Source organism: Cryobacterium sp. BB307, assembly GCF_012274275.1.
In the GTDB taxonomy this organism is placed as follows: Bacteria; Actinomycetota; Actinomycetes; order Actinomycetales; family Microbacteriaceae; genus Terrimesophilobacter.
In genome coordinates, this window is the sequence record NZ_JAANZA010000001.1 from 1,336,409 (window position 1) to 1,354,620 (window position 18,212).

16 protein-coding genes and 1 tRNA gene are annotated in these 18,212 nt (G+C 67.3%); 11 read left to right on the top strand and 6 right to left on the bottom strand.

The genetic code is table 11. From position 1 onward, the window contains the following. The first annotated feature begins 35 nt into the window (after positions 1–35). Both HGK58_RS06530 and HGK58_RS06535 read left to right on the top strand, forming a co-directional pair. Positions 36–1,220, top strand: a complete 1,185-nt coding sequence (locus HGK58_RS06530) for a M20/M25/M40 family metallo-hydrolase (protein ID WP_168626675.1) — start codon at positions 36–38, stop codon at positions 1,218–1,220. After that, a complete protein-coding gene (locus HGK58_RS06535) occupies positions 1,217–2,698 on the top strand; it encodes a DegT/DnrJ/EryC1/StrS family aminotransferase (protein WP_168626676.1) in 1,482 nt (493 codons plus the stop codon). The genes HGK58_RS06530 and HGK58_RS06535 overlap by 4 nt, the downstream gene beginning before the upstream one ends. Before the next feature lie 6 nt (positions 2,699–2,704). Here the strand turns inward: HGK58_RS06535 and HGK58_RS06540 are convergent, their stop codons facing one another. Continuing rightward, positions 2,705–3,385 carry an MIP/aquaporin family protein gene (locus HGK58_RS06540; RefSeq protein ID WP_168626677.1) on the bottom strand — a complete coding sequence of 227 codons (681 nt, stop codon included), beginning with the start codon at positions 3,383–3,385 and terminating at the stop codon, positions 2,705–2,707. A gap of 96 nt (positions 3,386–3,481) precedes the next feature. On the opposite strand from HGK58_RS06540, the gene HGK58_RS06545 reads away from it, so the two are divergent. Then, on the top strand, positions 3,482–4,783 hold the full coding sequence (locus HGK58_RS06545; RefSeq protein WP_349236149.1) for an FAD-dependent oxidoreductase: 1,302 nt from the start codon (positions 3,482–3,484) through the stop codon (positions 4,781–4,783). Positions 4,784–4,956: 173 nt separating this feature from the next. Here HGK58_RS06545 and HGK58_RS06550 read toward each other — a convergent pair. Continuing rightward, positions 4,957–5,029 (bottom strand) — tRNA-Arg (locus HGK58_RS06550). A 47-nt stretch (positions 5,030–5,076) separates the two neighbouring features. Then, the gene (locus HGK58_RS06555) at positions 5,077–5,676 is read right to left on the bottom strand and encodes an arginyl-tRNA synthetase (RefSeq protein ID WP_168626678.1); all 600 of its coding nucleotides are present in this window, start codon (positions 5,674–5,676) and stop codon (positions 5,077–5,079) included. An 81-nt stretch (positions 5,677–5,757) separates the two neighbouring features. Here HGK58_RS06555 and HGK58_RS06560 point away from each other — a divergent pair, with 81 nt between their 5' ends. The 4 genes from HGK58_RS06560 (at position 5,758) to HGK58_RS06575 (ending at position 12,142) form a co-directional block, all read left to right on the top strand. Then, positions 5,758–7,416 carry an arginine--tRNA ligase gene (locus tag HGK58_RS06560; protein WP_168626679.1) on the top strand — a complete coding sequence of 553 codons (1,659 nt, stop codon included), beginning with the start codon at positions 5,758–5,760 and terminating at the stop codon, positions 7,414–7,416. An 18-nt stretch (positions 7,417–7,434) separates the two neighbouring features. Then, positions 7,435–8,274, top strand: coding sequence for a DUF2993 domain-containing protein (locus tag HGK58_RS06565; protein ID WP_168626680.1), 840 nt, complete (start codon positions 7,435–7,437; stop codon positions 8,272–8,274). Between the two features lie 57 nt (positions 8,275–8,331). Next, on the top strand, positions 8,332–10,602 hold the full coding sequence (gene ligA, locus HGK58_RS06570; protein ID WP_349236150.1) for an NAD-dependent DNA ligase LigA: 2,271 nt from the start codon (positions 8,332–8,334) through the stop codon (positions 10,600–10,602). Between the two features lie 163 nt (positions 10,603–10,765). Then, positions 10,766–12,142 carry an HNH endonuclease signature motif containing protein gene (locus tag HGK58_RS06575; RefSeq protein WP_168626681.1) on the top strand — a complete coding sequence of 459 codons (1,377 nt, stop codon included), beginning with the start codon at positions 10,766–10,768 and terminating at the stop codon, positions 12,140–12,142. A gap of 114 nt (positions 12,143–12,256) precedes the next feature. On the opposite strand, the gene HGK58_RS06580 is transcribed toward HGK58_RS06575, so the two are convergent. Continuing rightward, positions 12,257–13,237 carry an asparaginase gene (locus tag HGK58_RS06580; RefSeq protein WP_168626682.1) on the bottom strand — a complete coding sequence of 327 codons (981 nt, stop codon included), beginning with the start codon at positions 13,235–13,237 and terminating at the stop codon, positions 12,257–12,259. A gap of 39 nt (positions 13,238–13,276) precedes the next feature. Between HGK58_RS06580 and HGK58_RS06585 the strand changes: the two genes are divergently transcribed. The 4 genes from HGK58_RS06585 to HGK58_RS06600 all read left to right on the top strand — a co-directional run bounded on the left by HGK58_RS06585 (position 13,277) and on the right by HGK58_RS06600 (position 16,460). Continuing rightward, a complete protein-coding gene (locus HGK58_RS06585; RefSeq protein ID WP_168626683.1) occupies positions 13,277–13,750 on the top strand; it encodes an OsmC family protein in 474 nt (157 codons plus the stop codon). 95 nt (positions 13,751–13,845) lie between these two features. Next, positions 13,846–14,829, top strand: coding sequence for an FKBP-type peptidyl-prolyl cis-trans isomerase (locus HGK58_RS06590; RefSeq protein ID WP_168626684.1), 984 nt, complete (start codon positions 13,846–13,848; stop codon positions 14,827–14,829). 36 nt (positions 14,830–14,865) lie between these two features. Beyond that, the gene (gene dxr, locus HGK58_RS06595; protein ID WP_168626685.1) at positions 14,866–15,942 is read left to right on the top strand and encodes a 1-deoxy-D-xylulose-5-phosphate reductoisomerase; all 1,077 of its coding nucleotides are present in this window, start codon (positions 14,866–14,868) and stop codon (positions 15,940–15,942) included. 62 nt (positions 15,943–16,004) lie between these two features. After that, the gene (locus HGK58_RS06600; protein ID WP_168626686.1) at positions 16,005–16,460 is read left to right on the top strand and encodes a hypothetical protein; all 456 of its coding nucleotides are present in this window, start codon (positions 16,005–16,007) and stop codon (positions 16,458–16,460) included. 9 nt (positions 16,461–16,469) lie between these two features. On the opposite strand, the gene HGK58_RS06605 is transcribed toward HGK58_RS06600, so the two are convergent. Beyond that, on the bottom strand, positions 16,470–16,943 hold the full coding sequence (locus HGK58_RS06605) for a hypothetical protein (protein WP_168626687.1): 474 nt from the start codon (positions 16,941–16,943) through the stop codon (positions 16,470–16,472). Beyond that, positions 16,943–18,130 carry a serine/threonine-protein kinase gene (locus HGK58_RS06610; protein WP_349236151.1) on the bottom strand — a complete coding sequence of 396 codons (1,188 nt, stop codon included), beginning with the start codon at positions 18,128–18,130 and terminating at the stop codon, positions 16,943–16,945. Before HGK58_RS06610 ends, HGK58_RS06605 begins: the two co-directional genes overlap by 1 nt. Positions 18,131–18,212: the final 82 nt, after the last annotated feature.

Below are 18,212 nucleotides of genomic sequence, written 5' to 3' on the forward strand. Positions count from 1 at the left end.
GCGGGTTGCTTGCTGGACAGCGATATCGTCGAGGCGTGATCAACAGCAATGTCGGCAGCGCGGCCGTCGAACTCACCGCTGAGCTCGTCGCGATCGACTCGGTCAGCCCGAGCCTGGTACCGGATGCCGCCGGCGAGGCCCGGATAGCCTCACACCTGATGGACCGGCTGGATGCCGCGGGCTTCGCAATCCGCTCGATTCCCGCCCCATCCGACCCTCGACGCATCAGCCTCATCGCCCAACGCACCGGTTCGCGGCCCGGACGCACGGTCGTCTTGAACGGACACCTCGACACCGTAGGGGTGGAGGGGATGCCGGCCCCGTTCTCGCCGCGCATCGAGTCCGGCAGACTGTACGGTCGCGGTGCAAGCGACATGAAGGGCGGCGTCGCCGGTCTGGTCGTCGCTGCCGAACAGCTTGCCGCCGCCGACGTGCCCGGCACCATCATCGTTGCCCTCGTCGCGGACGAAGAGGACGCGAGCGTCGGAGCCGAGGCGGTGCTGCAGGAGCTCCGTGGTGTGACCATGGACCTCTGTCTCATCGCCGAGCCGACCTGGCTCGACATCGCGGTGGCGCACCGCGGCTACGCGGTCGTCGATGTCGCTTTGCGTGGGGCGGGTTCCCACTCGTCGCAGCCGGAGGCGGGCGTCGATGCGCTCCGCGCGCTCGGTCAGGTCCTCACCGCCGTCGCCGATGCGGACGACGAGTTGCGCCGGCGGGAACGGCATCCGCTCCTCGACTTCGGCTCGATGATGGCGACCGTCGCGAGGGCGGGCAGCGCGCCGTTCACCGTCGCGGCAACCGCAGACGTGGTGGTCGAGCGCCGCATCCTGCCGGGGGAGTCTCCGCACGATGCGCTCGACCTGATGCGCGCGCTGGTCGACCCGATCACCGCGGCGACCCCCGGGCTGGCGGGCGACGTGCGGCTCACCCACGCGCGCGATGCGTGGCAAGCGGATGCCGCTGGCAGCGCCGCGGAATTCACCAACCTGCTCAGCGATGCGCTCAGATCCGCCGGCGCGACCCCGCCGGCTCAGGTTGGGGCGCCGTACTGGATGGAGTCGGCACTGTGGCAGGCCGCGGGGGTGCCGACGGTGGTCTGCGGCCCGGCCGGCGGCGGGCTGCACGCGGTCGACGAGTGGGTGGAGATCGCCCAACTCGAGAGGTTCGCTGTCGCAGTCACGGATGCGGTGGAACGATTCCTGGAGGCCGGATCATGACCGCGAACGACCCGCGCGACCCGCGCGGCTACGCCCCGGATGCGCCGTTGTTCGAAGCGTGGCTGCGCTTCACCGGCCACCAGCGAGCCGGGCGGGTGACTCCGTTCAGCATCCCGGGCCACAAGCACCGCCAGGACCTCGTCGGCGAGCTGATTCAGGGCGATGTGCCGATGCTCGCCGGCCTTGACACGATGAAGCAGACCCTTGGGCTGTTGGCCGCGGCGGAGGCGCGCGCAGCAGATGCGTGGGACGCGGACTGGTGCCGCCTCTCGGTGGGCGGGTCGACGCACGCCAACCAGGCGGCGGTGCTCGCGCTCGGCCGTCCCGGACAGTCGGTCATCGTGTCGCGGACCCTCCACCGCTCGGTGCTGCTGGGCATCGTGCTGGCGGGACTGCGACCGGTGTGGGTGCATCCGGAGATCGACGCGGCTACCGGGCTGCCGGGCGCGGTGCCGGTGAGCGCAGTGGAGGCGGCGTTGCACGCGCATCCGGATGCGTGTGGCGTGCTTGTCGGCGATCCGTCCTACGTCGGGACGCTATCCGACATCGCCGGACTTGCCGATGCGGCGCACGCCGCAGGAGTTCCGTTGGTCGTGGACGCCGCGTGGGCAGCGTACTTCGGGTTCTCGCCCGCCGTGCCCGCGCATGCGCTCGGTCGCGGGGCGGATGCCCTCGTGACCAGCGCGCACAAGTCCCTCCCGGCGTGGAGCCAGGCTGCGCTGCTGCTCGCACGCACGGCTCGATCGGGCGGACTGCTCGACCCGGACCGACTGGAGCGGGCGTTCGAGGCATCTCACACCACGAGCGCAGCCGGCGCGATCCTCGCCAGCACCGACGCGTCGCGAGCGCTGCTGCAACGCGACGGGGCAGAACTGGTGGGACGACTTGTTGACCTCGTCGCTTCGGCGCGAGTCAGGCTGGCCGCGGTGGACGGCGTTGAGGTGCTCGCCGACCGCCCGGCCGGGCATCCGCACGGAGCGCTCGCCGTCGACCCTGCCAAGCTGGTCGTGCTTCTGGCCGGCACGGGCGCCCATGGGCACGCGATCGAGTCCGACCTGCTCGCCCAGGGCATCACTCTTGAGATGGCCGACTCTGGTGTGATCGTGCCGATGATCACCCTCGCCGATGACGCGAGCACCGTCGACGTGCTGATCGACGCCATCGTGGCCGCGATCGAGCGGCATCGTGGCACGCCCCAGCCCATCACGCCTTCCGCGGCATGGAGCGTGCGGGCCGAAACTGCTCTTGATCCGAGGACTGCATTCTTCGCGCCGCACGAGACGCTCGACGCCGACGCCGCCATCGGGCGCGTCTGCGCCGAGCTCATCGCGCCGTATCCTCCTGGCGTCCCGGTGCTCGCGCCGGGGGAGATCGTCAGCACCGCCACACTGGACGCGCTGCGGACCACCCTCGCAGACGGCGGCCGCATCGCCTACGCCGCCGACCCGACCCTCGCGACCATCCAGGTCGTCGCGTAGGCAGACCTACCGGACCCGAACAGGATAGAAGTACCGCACCAGCAGGTATCCGATTCCGCCACCGAGAAGCTGTGCGGCGATGAAGCCGAGGGTCGATGACGGAGCGATGCCGGCGAAGCTGTCGCTGAACATCCGCCCGACGGTGATCGCCGGGTTGGCGAAGCTCGTCGAGCTGGTGAAGAAGTAGGCAGCGCCGATGTAGGCGCCGACGGCGGCCGGGATGACGGATGCGCGTCCGGTTCGTGCCAACGCGAAGATCACGAGGACCAGTCCGGCGGTTGCCACAGCCTCGGCGAGGAACGTTGCGCTGGTCAAGCGTTCCTTCGCGCTCCATGAGACCACGGTGGCACCGAACATGAGGTTGGCGAGCATCGCCCCCGTGATGCATCCAATGACTTGAGCGGGAATGTAAGCGGCAGTGTCCCGCCACGAGCGCGACCCGAGCGTGGAATCAACGAGCGACACGACAGGGTTGAAATGCGCGCCACTGACGTGGATGAACAGGAGGATGAGCACCGGCAGCGCAAGGGCGGTCGCAAGCGCGTTCTCCAACAGCTGCAGGCCGACATCGGTGGGCGAGAGACGTTCGGCGGCAATGCCGGAGCCGACCACGACGGCAGCCAGAAGCGCGCTCCCGAGAAACTCAGCCGCGACCCGACGAAGACCAGCGAAGTTCAGCAAAATCATGAACCACATAGTGGCATATATTGACAACCTTCGATGGACGGGTGAATAATTCCGATTGATCGAAGTCCATCGATATTCAGACTCGAAGGTACAGCCGTGACACTTGCCGACCTGGCCATGCCCACCCTGCGCGACTCCCGTCTCGACGGCCTGCCCGTCGCCATCATCGGGGCGGGTCCCATCGGCCTAGCCGCCGCAGCACAACTGCACGAGCGCGGCATCGAGTTCGCCGTCTACGAAGCCGGTAACACCGTCGCAAGCAGCATGCGGTCATGGGGTCACATCAGCCTGTTCTCCCCGTGGGAGTTTCTGGTCGACCCGGCCGCGCGTCGGGTCCTCGAGCCCACCGGCTGGGGCGCGCCGAACGCCTCGCGCCTGCCCTCGGGCTCTGAAGTGGTCGAACGCTACCTCGTGCCGCTGGCGGCAACGGATGCGCTCGCACCCCACATCACGACAGACGCGACTGTCGAGGCAGTCAGCAGGCAGGGCATGGACCGCACCCGCTCGAGTGGCAGGGACTCGACTCCGTTTGTGTTGCGGATCCTTCGGTCCGACGGCACTCGGGACGAGGTGCTCGCCCGCGCCGTCATCGACGCGTCCGGCACCTACGCCACGCCGAACACCCTCGGCTCCAGTGGTCTCGACCCGCTCGGCCTTCCTGGCGTGGCCGACCGCGTGAGCCTTGCCCTCCCCGATGTTCTCGGGTCCGAGCGAGACCGGTTTGCTGGGAAACATGTCACAGTGGTGGGCGCCGGGCATTCCGCCGCGAACACGCTTCTGAACCTGGTCGAGCTTGCCCGCCAAGGTGCCGGCACCACTGTGACCTGGCTCATCCGCAACCGTTCCGCGGTTCGCGTGCTCGGCTCTGAGGACGACGATTTGCAGGCGCGCGCCTCTCTCGGCGCGCGCATCCAGCAGCTGGTTGAGGCCGGTGAGATCACGGTCGTCGACCGCTTCGAGATCGCCAAGGTTGAGGATGTGGCCGGTCGCATCCGCATCTTCGGCACTCGGGACAGCGAACACGTCGATACCGACCTGATCGTGAACGCCACCGGGTTCCGCCCGAATCTCGACCTGTTGCGGGAGATCCGGCTTGACCTCGACGACATCGTGGAGGCCCCACGAGCGCTGGCGCCGCTGATAGACCCGAACGTGCACAGCTGCGGAACGGTTGAACCGCATGGCTTCGCCGAGCTGCAGCAGCCGGAACCCAACTTCTTCATCGCCGGAATGAAGAGCTACGGCCGGGCACCCACCTTCCTGCTGGCCACCGGGTACGAGCAGGTTCGCTCTATCGCCGCCTGGCTCGCCGGCGACCTCGCATCCGCCCGGGCAGTTGAGCTCAGCCTCCCGGCCACTGGTGTCTGCTCGACTACCAACGCCGCCGGATGCTGCTGACCGGGGCGACATGAACGCGCTGACCGTCACTTCCGCGAGACTGCGGAAATCTGCAGAATGGGGCACCTAAGAGCCCTTTCGTGCAGTCTCGGCGGGTGTACACCGAGTCGCCGCACACTGCTTGTCCGAACTAAGTGGCAGGAGTCCGAACTAGCGTGTCACGTGACAAGATGTGCCCCCAGCAGGATTTGAACCTGCGGCCTTCTGCTCCGGAGGCAGACGCTCTATCCCCTGAGCTATGGGGGCCAGGGCGTGCTCTACGTTACCAGCCGCAGCGGGTCCTGTGCGGCGGGTCAGCCGACCGCGTTCGCCGCTTCAGTCACGAGCGCCTGGGCATCCTGAGCCAACGTGAACCACGCCGAACTCACGGTCACCCATTTATCCCCCTTGAACACCTGCACCGTGCCGACATCGTGCTCGGTCGTGAACCAGGCATCGGCGCCGAGACCGGTCACCGGAGTTCCGGATGCGGCAGCCGCCTTCCGGGCCTCGAACTCCGCCGGCGACGGGATCGAGGCGGTGAAGTCGATCGCCTCACCGCTCGTGGCGTTCACCCAGCGGCACAGCGTGCCCTGGTCTGCAGCTGCATCCGCCGCCGGGGTGCCCGCCGTGGGGGAGAAGCTCCCGGTGAGCGCGAAGTTCGGGTTGAAGTCGTACATGGTCTGCAGGCTGGCGAGCGTCTCACACGGCACGCTGAACGGAGTGGCGCCGGGGTCCGGTTCGATCGTCGCCGTCGGGGTCGCGGTTGGATCGACGCGCGGGCCGGCCGACTCATCCGGCGAGAACGAGGCCGTAGGGCTCGGTTCCGGCTCGGCACCGGGAACGCAGCCGGCGAGAACGCCGATCGTGAGCGTGGCGGCGAAAAGTGCAGAAGAGGCGCGCAAGATGGTCACAACTCCATCTTCGCCTCAGGTGCCGCTCCTTGCGCGCGCACGCGCCGGGGACGCTGATGGCTCGCCACTAGAATCAATCGAATGACCCCTGATCAACTCGCAGCAGCCATCCACACGATCGTGTCGACGGTGCTCGAGGAGCGAGGGGCATCCACCGAGGTGCCGACGGAGACGATCGCACTCGAGCGCCCGAAGAACCGCGACCACGGCGACTGGGCTTCGAACATCGCCATGAAGCTGGCCAAACCGCTCGGCGTCAACCCGCGCGAATTCGCCGGTGAGCTGGCCGAGCGCATCCGGGAGATCGACGGGGTCGCATCCGTCGACGTGGCAGGACCCGGCTTCATCAACATCCGCCTCGATGCAGCGGCCGCCGGCGCCATCGCGAAGACCATCGTCGAACACGGTGCAGCGTTCGGCTCCAACGACAGCCTGCTCGGCGAGTCGATCAACCTCGAATTCGTGTCCGCCAACCCGACCGGGCCGCTGCACATCGGGCACACCCGCTGGGCCGCTCTCGGTGACTCCATCGCCCGGGTGCTTCGGGCCGCAGGCGCGACGGTCGCGAGCGAGTTCTACATCAACGACGCCGGCTCCCAGATGGACACCTTCGGCGACTCGGTCTACGCTGCCCTGCGCGGCGAGCCGACCCCCGAGAACGGCTACCCGGGCCAGTACATCCAAGACCTCGCGACGCGCGTGCGCGAACTCCACCCCGACGTGCTCGACCTTCCGGAATCGACCGGCCGCGGACTCGCGCGGGAAGTCGCCTACGAACTGCAGCTGACCGAGATCAAGGTGTCGCTCGAGCGGTTCAACGTGCACTTCGACGTCTGGTTCAGTGAACGCGACCTGCACAAGACAGACGATCAGGGGCGCAGCGCGATCGATGATGCGCTTGACCGTCTCCGTGTGCAGGGGCACGTCTTCGACGAGGACGGCGCGGTCTGGGTGCGTACGACCGACTTCGGCGACGACAAGGACCGTGTCATCCGCCGCTCCAACGGTGTCCACACCTACTTCGCATCCGATGCCGCCTACTACCTCAACAAGAGCGACCGCGGGTTCAGGCACAAGATCTACCTGCTCGGCGCCGACCACCACGGCTACGTCCACCGGCTGCGGGCGCTCGCCGGAGCCGCGGGAGATGATCCGGAGAAGGACATCGAGGTGCTCATCGGGCAACTGGTCAGCATCAACGGCGCCCGCCTCTCCAAGCGCGCAGGCAACATCATCGAACTGGACGACCTGCAGGCCTGGCTCGGCACCGACGCGCTCCGGTACTCGCTCGCGCGCTACCCGGCAGATTCACCGTTGACGCTGGACCCCGAGCTCCTGCAGAAGCGCAGCAACGACAACCCGGTCTTCTACGTTCAGTACGCGCACGCTCGCACCCACCAGGTGGCGCGGAATGCCGCAGCATCCGGTGTCGATCACGGCGTCTTCGCGCCGGAGCTTCTCACCCACGAGACCGAGAGCGAGCTGCTCGGCATGTTCGCCCGGTTCCCGGGCGTCGTGGCGCAGGCGGCGCAGTTGCGCGAGCCACACCGGATCGCGCGCTACGCGGAAGAGCTCGCGGGCTCCTACCACCGCTGGTACGACAATTGCCGGGTCACGCCATTCGGCGACGAACCGGTTTCCGACGTGCACCGCACTCGCCTCTGGGTCAACGACGCGACTGGCACCGTGCTCCGAAACGCGCTCGGTATGCTCGGCGTGTCCGCACCAGAGCGGATGTGACGAAGGGCGGGAAACCGGATGTCGGATGCGAACGCCACCGTGCCACTCGTGCCGCTGGCTGACCCGCCCCGGCGTCGCGGGGCCGGACGCGCCGTGCTGATCACGGTGCTCATCGTCGTGGTGCTCGTTGCCGGGGCCGCTGTGGTGGCCGAGTTGTGGGCGCGCGGCCGGGTTGCCGACCTTGTCGGCGACAAGGTGCGGCAGGTCTTCTCACTGCCGGACAGCCATCCGGTGTCGGTCGAGGTGCACGGGTTCTCCGTCATCCTGCAGGCGCTCAGCGGAACGATCGACTCGGCGACGGTGAGAGTCGACAACGTCGGCGTCGGCGACCTGTCCGGCGACCTCGTGCTGAACGCGACCGGCATCCCGGTCGACACCGACCTTCCGGTTCAGAGCGTGGATGCGACCGTGAGCGTTGGCGAGGAGAACATCCAACGCCTGTCCGGACTCCTCACTGCGGCAGTCGTCAACAATGTCCGGTTCGCCGAGCCGGAGATCCTGATCGGCACCGAATTCTCCACGCCGACGATGGAGTTCTTCGGCATCAAGGTGCCTGGCTTCACGGCATCCGCCGGCGTCGGAATCGAACCGTACGCATCCGAAGGCTGGCTCGGCTTCACCCCATCCAGCATCGAGATCGGCGGGCAGCAAACAACGGCCGAGGAACTGAAGAAGCAGTTCGGCAGCATCGCCGAGAACCTTTTGCAGACGCGGTCATTCTGTGTCGCAGGTGTGCTGCCGGCCGCGATCAGCCTGGACTCCGCCGAGGTGTCGGGCAACGAACTGCTGATCAAAATGAGCGCCCAGAACCAGGTGCTCTCGAGAGCCGCGCTGAGCGAGCGCGGTTCTTGTTCCTAAGCCCTGTGGGGCGTTCTGACAGCCGGGACGGTCGGTTGCCGCGCCTAAACTGAGCGGGTGGCCGACACCGAGATTGTTCGCGAGCAGACTCCCATCGACCTGGACCGCGCGAGAGACGAGGCGAATGCGCTGACCGCGCGCATCCTCGAACTGCGCGACGCCTACTACGAGCGCGACGAGGTGCTCGTCGACGACGCGACCTACGACTCGCTGATGCACCGGCTGGAAGAGCTCGAGCACCACTTTCCGGAGCTTCAGGGGCAGGACAGTCCAACGCAGACCGTCGGCGGCCGCGCCCAGACGACCCTGTTCGCACCGGTGAAGCACGCCGAGCGGATGCTGAGCCTCGACAACGTCTTCTCGCTCGACGAGTTCCTCGCGTGGGCCGCGCGGGTCGAGAAATCCGCCGGCCGCGCGGGCAACTACCTGTGCGAGCTGAAGATCGACGGACTCGCACTGAACCTCCGGTATGAGCACGGGCGCCTGGTGAGCGCGGCAACGCGCGGCGACGGCGTCGTCGGCGAGGACGTCACCCAGAACGTGCAGTACCTGAACGGCATCCCGCAACGGCTCGCCGGAGAGGGTCATCCGCCACTGGTCGAAGTGCGCGGCGAGGTGTTCTTCCCCGTCGAGAGTTTCCGCGAGCTGAACGAGCAGCAGGCCGCAGCGGGGGAGCGCGTCTTCGCGAACCCCAGAAACGCGGCATCCGGAAGCCTGCGACAGAAAGAAGAAGGCAAGACGGGCGCGGCGCTCACGCTGATGCATGAGAGGCTCAGCAGGCTCCGGATGCTTGTGCACGGCATCGGCGCGTGGCCGAACCCGCCAGTGGCGTCGCAATCCGAAGTGTACGCGCTGCTGGCCGGCTGGGGGCTGCCGACGAGCACGCACTTCACGGTGACCTCGAGCGCGGCCGACGCGGCCGCCTACATCGAGCATTACGGCGAGCACCGCGACAGCGTGGAACACGAGATCGACGGTGTGGTCGTGAAGGTCGACGAGCTCGCCCTGCACGATGAGCTCGGGTCGACCAGCCGGGCCCCGCGCTGGGCGATCGCCTTCAAGTACCCGCCCGAGCAGGTGAACACGAAGCTCCTCGACATCGTCGTCAGCGTCGGCCGCACCGGGCGGGCGACACCGTTCGCGGTCATGGAGCCCGTGCGCGTCGCCGGGTCGACCGTGCGGCAGGCGACACTGCACAACCAGGACGTCGTCAAGGCCAAGGGAGTGCTGATCGGCGACACCGTGGTGCTGCGCAAGGCCGGCGACGTGATCCCCGAGGTGCTCGGGCCGGTCGTCGAACTGCGTGACGGGAACGAACGCGAATTCGTGATGCCGACCGGATGCCCGGAGTGCGGCACCGCGCTCGCCCCGGCCAAGGAGGGCGACGTCGACCTCCGCTGCCCGAACTCGCGAAGCTGCCCCGCGCAGGTGCGCGGGCGTGTCGAGCACATCGGCAGCCGTGGCGCGCTGGATATCGAGGGGCTCGGTGAGGTGAGCGCCGCCGCGCTGACGCAGCCGCTCGTGCCGGCGGAGCCGCCGCTGCCCACTGAGGCGGGCCTGTTCGACCTGACCGTCGCTGACCTGTTCCCCATCCGGGTGCAGGTGCGCGACAGCGAGACTGGCCTGATCAGGCTTGAGGAGGACGGTTCGCCTAAGGAGGTCGCCCCGTTCCGCAGGCAGCGGAAGAAGGGCGATGCGCCATTCGATCCGGATGCCGCGGAGTTCGCCGGTGATGAGGGATTCGTGCCGTCCAAGTCGGCGTACGAGCTGATCGACCAACTCGAGAAGGCCAAGACCAAGGAGCTGTGGCGAAAGCTCGTTGCGCTCAGCATCCGGCACGTCGGACCTGTCGCGGCGCGCGCGCTGGCCCAGTACTTCGGCTCACTCGACGCGGTCCGCGACGCCTCGCGCGACGAGCTCGCATCGGTAGAGGGGGTTGGCGGCATCATCGCCGATGCCGTGAAGGAGTGGTTCGCGGTCGACTGGCACGTGGAGATCGTCGAGCGTTGGGCGGCGGCGGGCGTAGAACTGGTGACGCCGGGGCATCCCGGGCCGGGTGCGGCGGCCACGGCAGGCGGTCCGCTCGCTGGACTGACGGTCGTGGCCACCGGGTCGCTCGAGGGGTTCTCGCGTGAGGAAGCGCAGGAGGCCATCATCGCGGCCGGAGGCAAGGCGGCGTCGAGCGTGTCCAAGAAGACCGACTTCGTCGCGGCCGGCCCCGGCGCGGGTTCGAAGCTGACCAAGGCCGAGGAGCTCGGCCTGCGGATCATCGACGCCGAGCAGTTCGCGATCCTGCTGCGAGAAGGCCCAGACGCCCTGAACCTCTAGCTTCTCCCTGGTCCCGGGATCGCGGAGCGATCGTCTCGAAACCAGCGTCGGCATGGGTGTCCATCTCGGTGGTCGAGCCTGTCGAGACCCGGTTGGGAAGAGTTATCCACACCCCTGCCGCCGGAGGGTTCGTAATGTCGGTGGCTGGTTGTTCAGTGGAACTATGAAGACCACGACCCCCTATCCGGAGCCGGCGGAGCGTTATGCCAGGGCTTACGAGGACTGGGAGGCGTGGCTGGGTCGAGATCGCGCCGCGGACATCGAAGAGGCGTATCTGGCGGTGTGTGGTCCGTTCGAGGACCCCTACATTTTTGCGGCGGAGGCGGACCGATTCACTGCCGGCTTCGAGGGTGAGGAGCGGCATCGCCGGTCGCTGATGGATGATGTGCTGGAGCTGCAGTACGGGCAGGACCGGTTGCTGGCGAAGCAGCAGCGGGTGCTGGCGGAACTGGCCGACATGGCGGATGCCGAGGGTGGCGCATCCAACGCGGATCGAGAGATGGCCGGCCGGAGTCTGGTGTCCGAGCTGGCGGTGTTGCTGCGGCTGGCCGACCGCACGGTGGATGCGCGGGTGTGCACCGCCCAGAAGCTGGTGCATCACTTCCCGCAGACGTTGGAGGCGTTGCAGGCCGGGGCGATCGGCTTCGGCCACACCCGGGTGATCATGGACCGCGGGATGAACCTGGGCACCCCGGAAGCCCGCGCCGAGTATGAGCAGGTGGTGTTGGAGCGGGCGGTGGAGGTGACCCCGGGCCGGTTGGACCGGTTCGCGCAGCTGACCGCCGCCCGACTGGGCGCGATCCCGTTCGAGGAGCGGCACAAGAAGGCCCGCGAGGAACGCCGGGTGTGGGTGACCGAGTGCGGTGACGGCATGTCCCAGTTGAGCGCGATGCTGCCCACGGTGTTCGCCGAGGGGATCTGGGACCGGCTCACCAAGCAGGCCAAGGCGGTGGCCGACACCGGCGACCCGCGCACCAGAGACCAACTCCGCGCCGACCTCCTCACCGAGCTGCTGCTCACCGGGCAGCCGAACGGCGATCCGGATGCCCCGCACCGGGCCGGGGTCGGCATCCGCGCCGAGGTCGCCATTGTGATCCCGGCGCTCGCGCTGGCCGGCGACGAGACGGCCGGACCGGCGTCGATGGTGGGGCGGGGTCCGATCGACATGGACACCGCCAGACGGCTGGCGGCGGACGCGGACCAATTGGTGCGGTTGATCACCCACCCGGTGTCCGGGATGACGGTGGCGGTAGACAGTTACCGGCCGTCGGCGAAGATGCGCCGCTACCTGCGCTGGCGAGACGGACGCTGCCGATTCCCCAGCTGCAACGCATCCCCGTGGCGCACCGACCTGGACCACACCAAGGAGTGGCAGCACGACGGGAAGACCGCCATCGACAACCTGGCCAACCTATGCCGCGGCTACCACACCCTGAAATCGATCGGCGCCTGGACCGTGAAACAGGTCGCGCCCGGCCTGCTGGAGTGGACCAGCCCCAACGGGGTCACCGCCACCGACCACCCCGCCCGCTGGAACTGACGCCCCTCGGTGATCGAGTTCTTCGGTGGTCGAGCTTGTCGAGATCCCGGGGTCTCGACAAGCTCGACCACCGGTATGCCAGTAGGGTCTCGACTACCGAGACAGCTGGCGGCGCTAGAACGCCGCGCGAATACCGCCCACCGGCTCCCCGCCGCCCAGCACGCGCTCGGTGGTGAGGGCGATCACGCGATCCGCATCATCTCTGCCCACAACACCTGCCCGGGCAAGCAACTCCAGCGCAACGAGCGTCGTCGCACGTGAACTGCCGTCGACACACTTCACCGCCACCGCGGTGCCGTCCGACGCGGCCATCACCATGACGCCCTCTGCGCCGACCTTCGCGACAAGTCCGAGCTCCCGGATCACCACCGTGTTGGGTGTGCCCTCGCCTGCGATCGCCCACGGGTGACGCCGAATCGCCGAGGTCAGCCGCGCGGTGCGCTCGTCGGCCCCCATGCCGACATGGGAGATCCCGCGAGCCAGCCCGGTCAGGCTGAGCGCGAACACCGGAGCTCCACAGCCATCCGTGGCACTGTGGCCAATCGGCTCACCCGCGAAACGCTCGACAGTCTCGTGCACCCGCAATTGCAACGGATGCAGCGGGTCGAGGTAGTCATCGATCGACCAGCCATTGGCAACACACGCCATAAGGAATGACGCGTGCTTGCCGGAACAGTTCATTGTTACCCGGCGTCGCTCACCGCCGACCCGGGCGTGAGCCTGCGCGGCGGAATCCAGCGGCCAGTCGGGCGGACAATGCAGCGCATCCTCGCCCAGGCCTACCGACTCCAGCATCCGCCGCACGACCGCGACATGCTGTTCGGTTCCCGAATGGCTCGCGGTAGCGAGGACAAGTTCCTCATCGTCAAGGTCGACACCGCACTCCAATACGGTGAGCGCCTGCAGCGGCTTGAGGGATGAGCGCGGGTATACCAGCGCATCCGGATTCCCCAGCGAATTCAGCACTGCACCGCCGGCGTCGACAACCACCGCCGCCCCGAGGTGCCGCGACTCGATCATGCCACCGCGCTCGACGACCGCAAGCTCAACGATTCCGGTCGCATCTAGGGGGTGCCGGTTGCTCTCGCGTGCCATTGTCCGAGCCTATCGGCGGACCCGTGTACCGTTCAGGACATGCATCACGAACACCACTATGAGGTGCGAGTGCGCTGGACCGGCAACCGGGGAACCGGCACGAGCGGCTACCGCGAGTACGGCCGCCAGAACGTCGTCACCGCGGAGGGCAAGCACGACATTGACGGGTCCGCCGATCGCACCTTCCACGGTGATCGAGACCGCTGGAACCCCGAAGAGCTGTTGCTGACCGCGCTCTCGCAATGCCATATGCTCAGTTACCTGCACGTTGCGGTGAATCGCGGCATCGTCGTCACCGATTACCAGGACGACGCCGTCGGGACCATGACCTCGAACCCCGACGGCAGCGGGCAGTTCAGCAGCGTTACCCTCCGGCCCCGCGTCACAATCGCCGATGAGAGCCAGTTTGCAGCGGCCACGGATGCGCACCACGAGGCGAACCGTTTGTGCTTCATCGCCAACTCGGTCAACTTCCCGGTGAAGCACGAGCCGACGATCATCGCATCGTCGTAACGATTAGGCTCTTCGGAGTTCTTCGCACAGCTTCCACAAAGGGGCAGTGGGCAAGACTTGACCTGCAGTGCCACCCCGAGACCGGAAGCGATTTCTTGCCCAAGACACTCCCCAAGTACGTCGCCACGTTCGCGATCGCCGGTTCCATGGTGGTTGCTCTCGCGGCCTGCTCACCGTCCGAGCCCGAGGCGACCGACAACCCGGCTTCCGAGATCGACTACTGCGCGACGACATCCGGAGATGCCTCTGACGCCATCACGGTGACCGGTGAAATCGGGTCAGCTCCCGAGGTCGAATTCGACGGCGGACTCACCGTGTCTGAGACCGAACGCACCATCGTGATCGATGGTGACGGCGACGAGTTGCCGTTCAAGGGCACCGCGAATGTCGCGTACTCCGCGTACAACGGCGAGACCGGCGAGCTCTTCGAGACCTACGGCTACGGCGAAGAGGGCCCGATCGCCTTCACGGCCGATCCCTCCACCCTCCTGCCCGGCTTGGTGAAGTCCATCAGCTGCGTGGCGGAGGGCTCCCGCGTGGTGTCGGTCATCCCGCCGAGCGAGGGCTTCGGTGAACAGGGCCTCGAGACGGAGGGCTTCACGATCAACGGTGAGGACTCGCTCGTCTTCGTCATCGACGTCATCGAGATCAAGCCGGACAAGGCTTGGGGTGAGGACCAGCCCGAAGAGCCCGGCTTCCCGACCGTCCAACTCGAGGAAGACGGCACCCCGAATGTCACGGTGCCGAAGGGTGACCCGCCATCCGACTTGCAGATCGCGGTCCTCAAGCTCGGCGACGGCGAGACAGTGCCTGAAGGTGCAACCGTGCGCGTCCAGTACCAGGGCGTGAACTGGGCGACCGGTGAGATCTTCGACCAGAGCTGGGGTCGCGGTGCCGCCACCTTCTCGCTCGCGCAGGTCGTTCCGGGCTTCAGCCAGGCGATCGCAGGGCAGACCATCGGTTCGCAAGTGATCGCGGTGATCCCACCGGGGCTCGCCTACGGCGAGGACCCCGATGCCCACGAACTCGGTGGTCAGACTCTTGTCTTCGTGATCGACATCCTCGAGGTCGTCGGCTAGCCACGACCCGAGCGCGCACATGGAAGACTGAACCTCGTGCGTAGGGTCATCGTCCTCGGTTCGACTGGGTCCATCGGCGTCCAGGCGCTTGAGGTCGTGGCTGCGAATCGCGACCGGTTCGAGGTGGTCGGCCTCGGTGCCGGATCGAACCGCGACGCGGTGGCGCGCCAGGCAGAACACTTCTCGGTCGAACACGTCGCTCTCGGCGCCGACGAGGCGGCTCAGCTCGTCCGGACCGTCGAAGCAGACGTCGTCGTGAACGGCATCACCGGCTCCGTCGGGCTCGGACCGACGCTCGCTGTGCTCGAGACCGGTGCGGTGCTCGCCCTTGCCAACAAGGAGAGCCTCATCGTGGGCGGGTCCCTGGTGAAGGATGCCGCAGCGCCGGGCCAACTGGTGCCGGTCGATTCGGAGCACTCCGCCATCGCGCAGGCGCTGATGGCCGGAACCCACGAAGAGATCCGCAGGCTGGTGCTCACAGCTTCCGGGGGTCCATTCCGGGGCAGGTCCCGAGACTCGCTACGCGAAGTGAAGCCGGCGGATGCGCTCGCCCACCCCACGTGGGACATGGGACGGGTGGTCACCACCAATTCGGCGACGCTCGTCAACAAGGGGCTGGAGGTCATCGAGGCGCACCTGCTGTTCGATGTGCCGTACGACGTCATCGACGTGGTTGTGCATCCGCAGTCGATCGTCCACTCGATGATCGAGTTCGTCGACGGATCGACCATCGCACAGGCCAGCCCACCCGACATGCGCCTGCCGATCTCGCTCGCGCTCGACTGGCCGCACCGCGTGCCCGGGGTGGGCGCGCCGCTCGACTGGACCCGCGCACAGCAGTGGACCTTTGAGCCGCTCGACTCGGAGGTGTTCCCTGCGGTAGACCTCGCGAAACGTGTGGGGCGCGCCGGTGGAACCTACCCGGCCGTGTTCAACGCCGCCAACGAGGTGGCGGTGGACGCGTTCCATGAGGGCAGGATCGGATTCCTCGACATTGTCGACACGGTGAGTCGCGTCGTGGACGCACACGAGCCGGGCGAGCCATCGCTTGCCGGCGTCCTGGACGCGGAACGCTGGGCGCGATCCGAAGCCGAACGGGTGGTGGGACGCTGACACCGACGCCGGTCGAAGAGGCCATCGCCGATGGTCGGAAGCTCGCCGACTACGCGAGCAGGATGAAGGTCAAGAATGCCGTCATCATCCGGGCCCTCACGGGCGACCGGCGGTTCGACCCTGAGCAATATCTGCCGGAGGCGAAGGCCGCGCTGGGCGGGTTGGCTCGCGAATTCGACGAGGCCGGCGATCGCCTCGACGCTCAAATCCGGCAGCTCAGAGGGCGCAGGGGCAAGGCGACCCACGCGCACGACTACCGGCAAGCTGATGCGTATAACCTTCGGCTGCGCGCGACAGTGCTCCGTGCGCTATCCGAGGAGCTGCGCCGACTCATCGACGACCGAGATCACCTGCTCGGCCTGATCGAGAGCGCGCGAAAGGATGCCTGGGGCGACATCTCCAAAGCGGTGATCGACTCCCTCGATCGCCAGGTCGTGGTCGTCGACGACGACTATCTGCGGGAGCGGGAGGAGCGGATGGGTCTCGTTGTCGACGACCTGCGCCGCCTGATGGACTGATCGGGCACGTCAGTCGTCGTCGTCGTCGTCGTTGCCCTTGTTGCCCTTGCCGTTGTTGCCCTTATTGTCCTTGTTCTTGTCTTTCTCTTTGTCCTTGTTGCCGTTGTTGCCGTTGTTCCCGTTGTTGTCATTTCCGCCCTCGTTCGACGCCGGTGGCTCAGGCGGGGGAGGAGCCGGCTGTTGCGCTGCAATCGCGGCCTCCAGGTCGGCTCGGACGAGCGCGATCGCGGCGAGGATGCTGTCATAGCGTTCGGGGGTGATCAGCCCGCGCGCAAGCGCGTCCTTCACCTCCACCTCCAGTTCGGCGACCTTCTGGAGTGCGGCGTCGAATTCGGCGGTCGACGCAGCCGTACTCACTTCGAGCACACTCTCCTGGAACCTCGCTGCCGCATCCGGATCGAAGCTGGGCGCCTGGGCACATCCAGACAGCACGACGCCCGCCGACAGCACGACGGCCGCGACACAGGCGCGCGTACGGGTCATCACGGTGCCACCGTCCTCTGCAGTTGTTCGAGGTGGGTGCCGAGCGGCCCCTCGACGACCGGATAGTCCGGTGCGGCTGGCGGCTCAGGATTGAGCGTCGGGATGATGGTCAGCGCGACAACGACCGCGAGCACGAGCGCCGTGAGGATGCCTGCGATGAGCGCGACTCGCTTGGCCCCTAAGGCCCGCAACCAGGAGTGGCTTGCGGGCGGTTCAGCGTTTGCCACGGCAGTCACGCCAACAGCTTTCGGCGCGGTAGTCGGCTGATGGTTTACTACAGGGGCCGTCGTCTGCGTGTCGGACGTCTCGCGTTCTAGCACCGGGTAGCGCATCGTCTGCTCGTACGGCTCTGGCAGTGCGGCGATCTCAAGCGACACGTCGCGTGCGCTCGGACGCTGGTCTGGCTCGCGCGCGGTCATCCGCCGAATCAGGGCCGCCCATCCGTCCGGCACCGAGTCGGGGATGGCGACGTCCGAGTTCACCCGGGCCATCATCGACTCCATCGCAGAACCGGGGAACGCGCGTTCGCCCGTCAGGCACTCGAGCAGCACCAGCCCGAATGCGTACACATCGCTTGCCGGCGTGATCGCGCCGCCGAGCGCCTGCTCCGGGCTGAAGTAGCTCGCGGTGCCCAGCACGGTGCCTGTCGCGGTGATGCGACCGCCGTCGACGAGGCGGGCGATGCCGAAGTCGGCGAGCTTGGCATGCGGTCCGGACTCGTCGTCTCCGCGATCGGTGAGGAGGATGTTGCCCGGTTTGATGTCGCGGTGCACGACACCGTTCGCGTGGATGTAGGCGAGCGCGTCGGCGAGTTGCCAGCCGATGACCGCGACCTCGACAGGGGAGACCGGTCCGGCTGAGAGCCTCGCGCGAAGGTCGTCGCCAGGCACGTACTCCATGACGAGAAATGACGTTCCAGTCGACTCGTCTGTGCCTGCGTCGAAGAGAGTGACGAGTGCGGGATGATTCAGTGCCGCGAGAGTGCGCACCTCGTGCTGCTGCCGCTCCAGTTCGTCCTCTTGGGTGACGTCGGATCGGTACAGCTTCACGGCCACCTGACGGCCGAGCGCCTCGTCGAACGCGAGGTAGACGGATGCCATCCCGCCACGACCGAGCAACGACTCGGTCCGGAAACGCCCGGCGAGGACGGATCCGATCGGTTGTTCAGTTCCTAGGTCGGCTGGCACGTTCTCTCTTTCGGGGGGAGGACGATCGTTCTCTCTGCAGGGCAGGAGTCATGTTATCGAGCAACCCTGAAGACTCCTGAAG

Excerpts from the sequence above, each read along its gene's own strand:
- HGK58_RS06560 (WP_168626679.1), top strand. The coding sequence starts at position 5,758 with ATGACCCCTGATCAACTCGCAGCAGCCATCCACACGATCGTGTCGACG.
- HGK58_RS06540 (WP_168626677.1), bottom strand. The coding sequence starts at position 3,385 with ATGATTTTGCTGAACTTCGCTGGTCTTCGTCGGGTCGCGGCTGAGTTT.
- HGK58_RS06575 (WP_168626681.1), top strand. The coding sequence starts at position 10,766 with ATGAAGACCACGACCCCCTATCCGGAGCCGGCGGAGCGTTATGCCAGG.
- HGK58_RS06580 (WP_168626682.1), bottom strand. The coding sequence starts at position 13,237 with ATGGCACGCGAGAGCAACCGGCACCCCCTAGATGCGACCGGAATCGTT.
- HGK58_RS06600 (WP_168626686.1), top strand. The coding sequence starts at position 16,005 with ATGAAGGTCAAGAATGCCGTCATCATCCGGGCCCTCACGGGCGACCGG.
- HGK58_RS06605 (WP_168626687.1), bottom strand. The coding sequence starts at position 16,943 with ATGACCCGTACGCGCGCCTGTGTCGCGGCCGTCGTGCTGTCGGCGGGC.
- HGK58_RS06565 (WP_168626680.1), top strand. The coding sequence starts at position 7,435 with ATGTCGGATGCGAACGCCACCGTGCCACTCGTGCCGCTGGCTGACCCG.
- HGK58_RS06585 (WP_168626683.1), top strand. The coding sequence starts at position 13,277 with ATGCATCACGAACACCACTATGAGGTGCGAGTGCGCTGGACCGGCAAC.
- HGK58_RS06535 (WP_168626676.1), top strand. The coding sequence starts at position 1,217 with ATGACCGCGAACGACCCGCGCGACCCGCGCGGCTACGCCCCGGATGCG.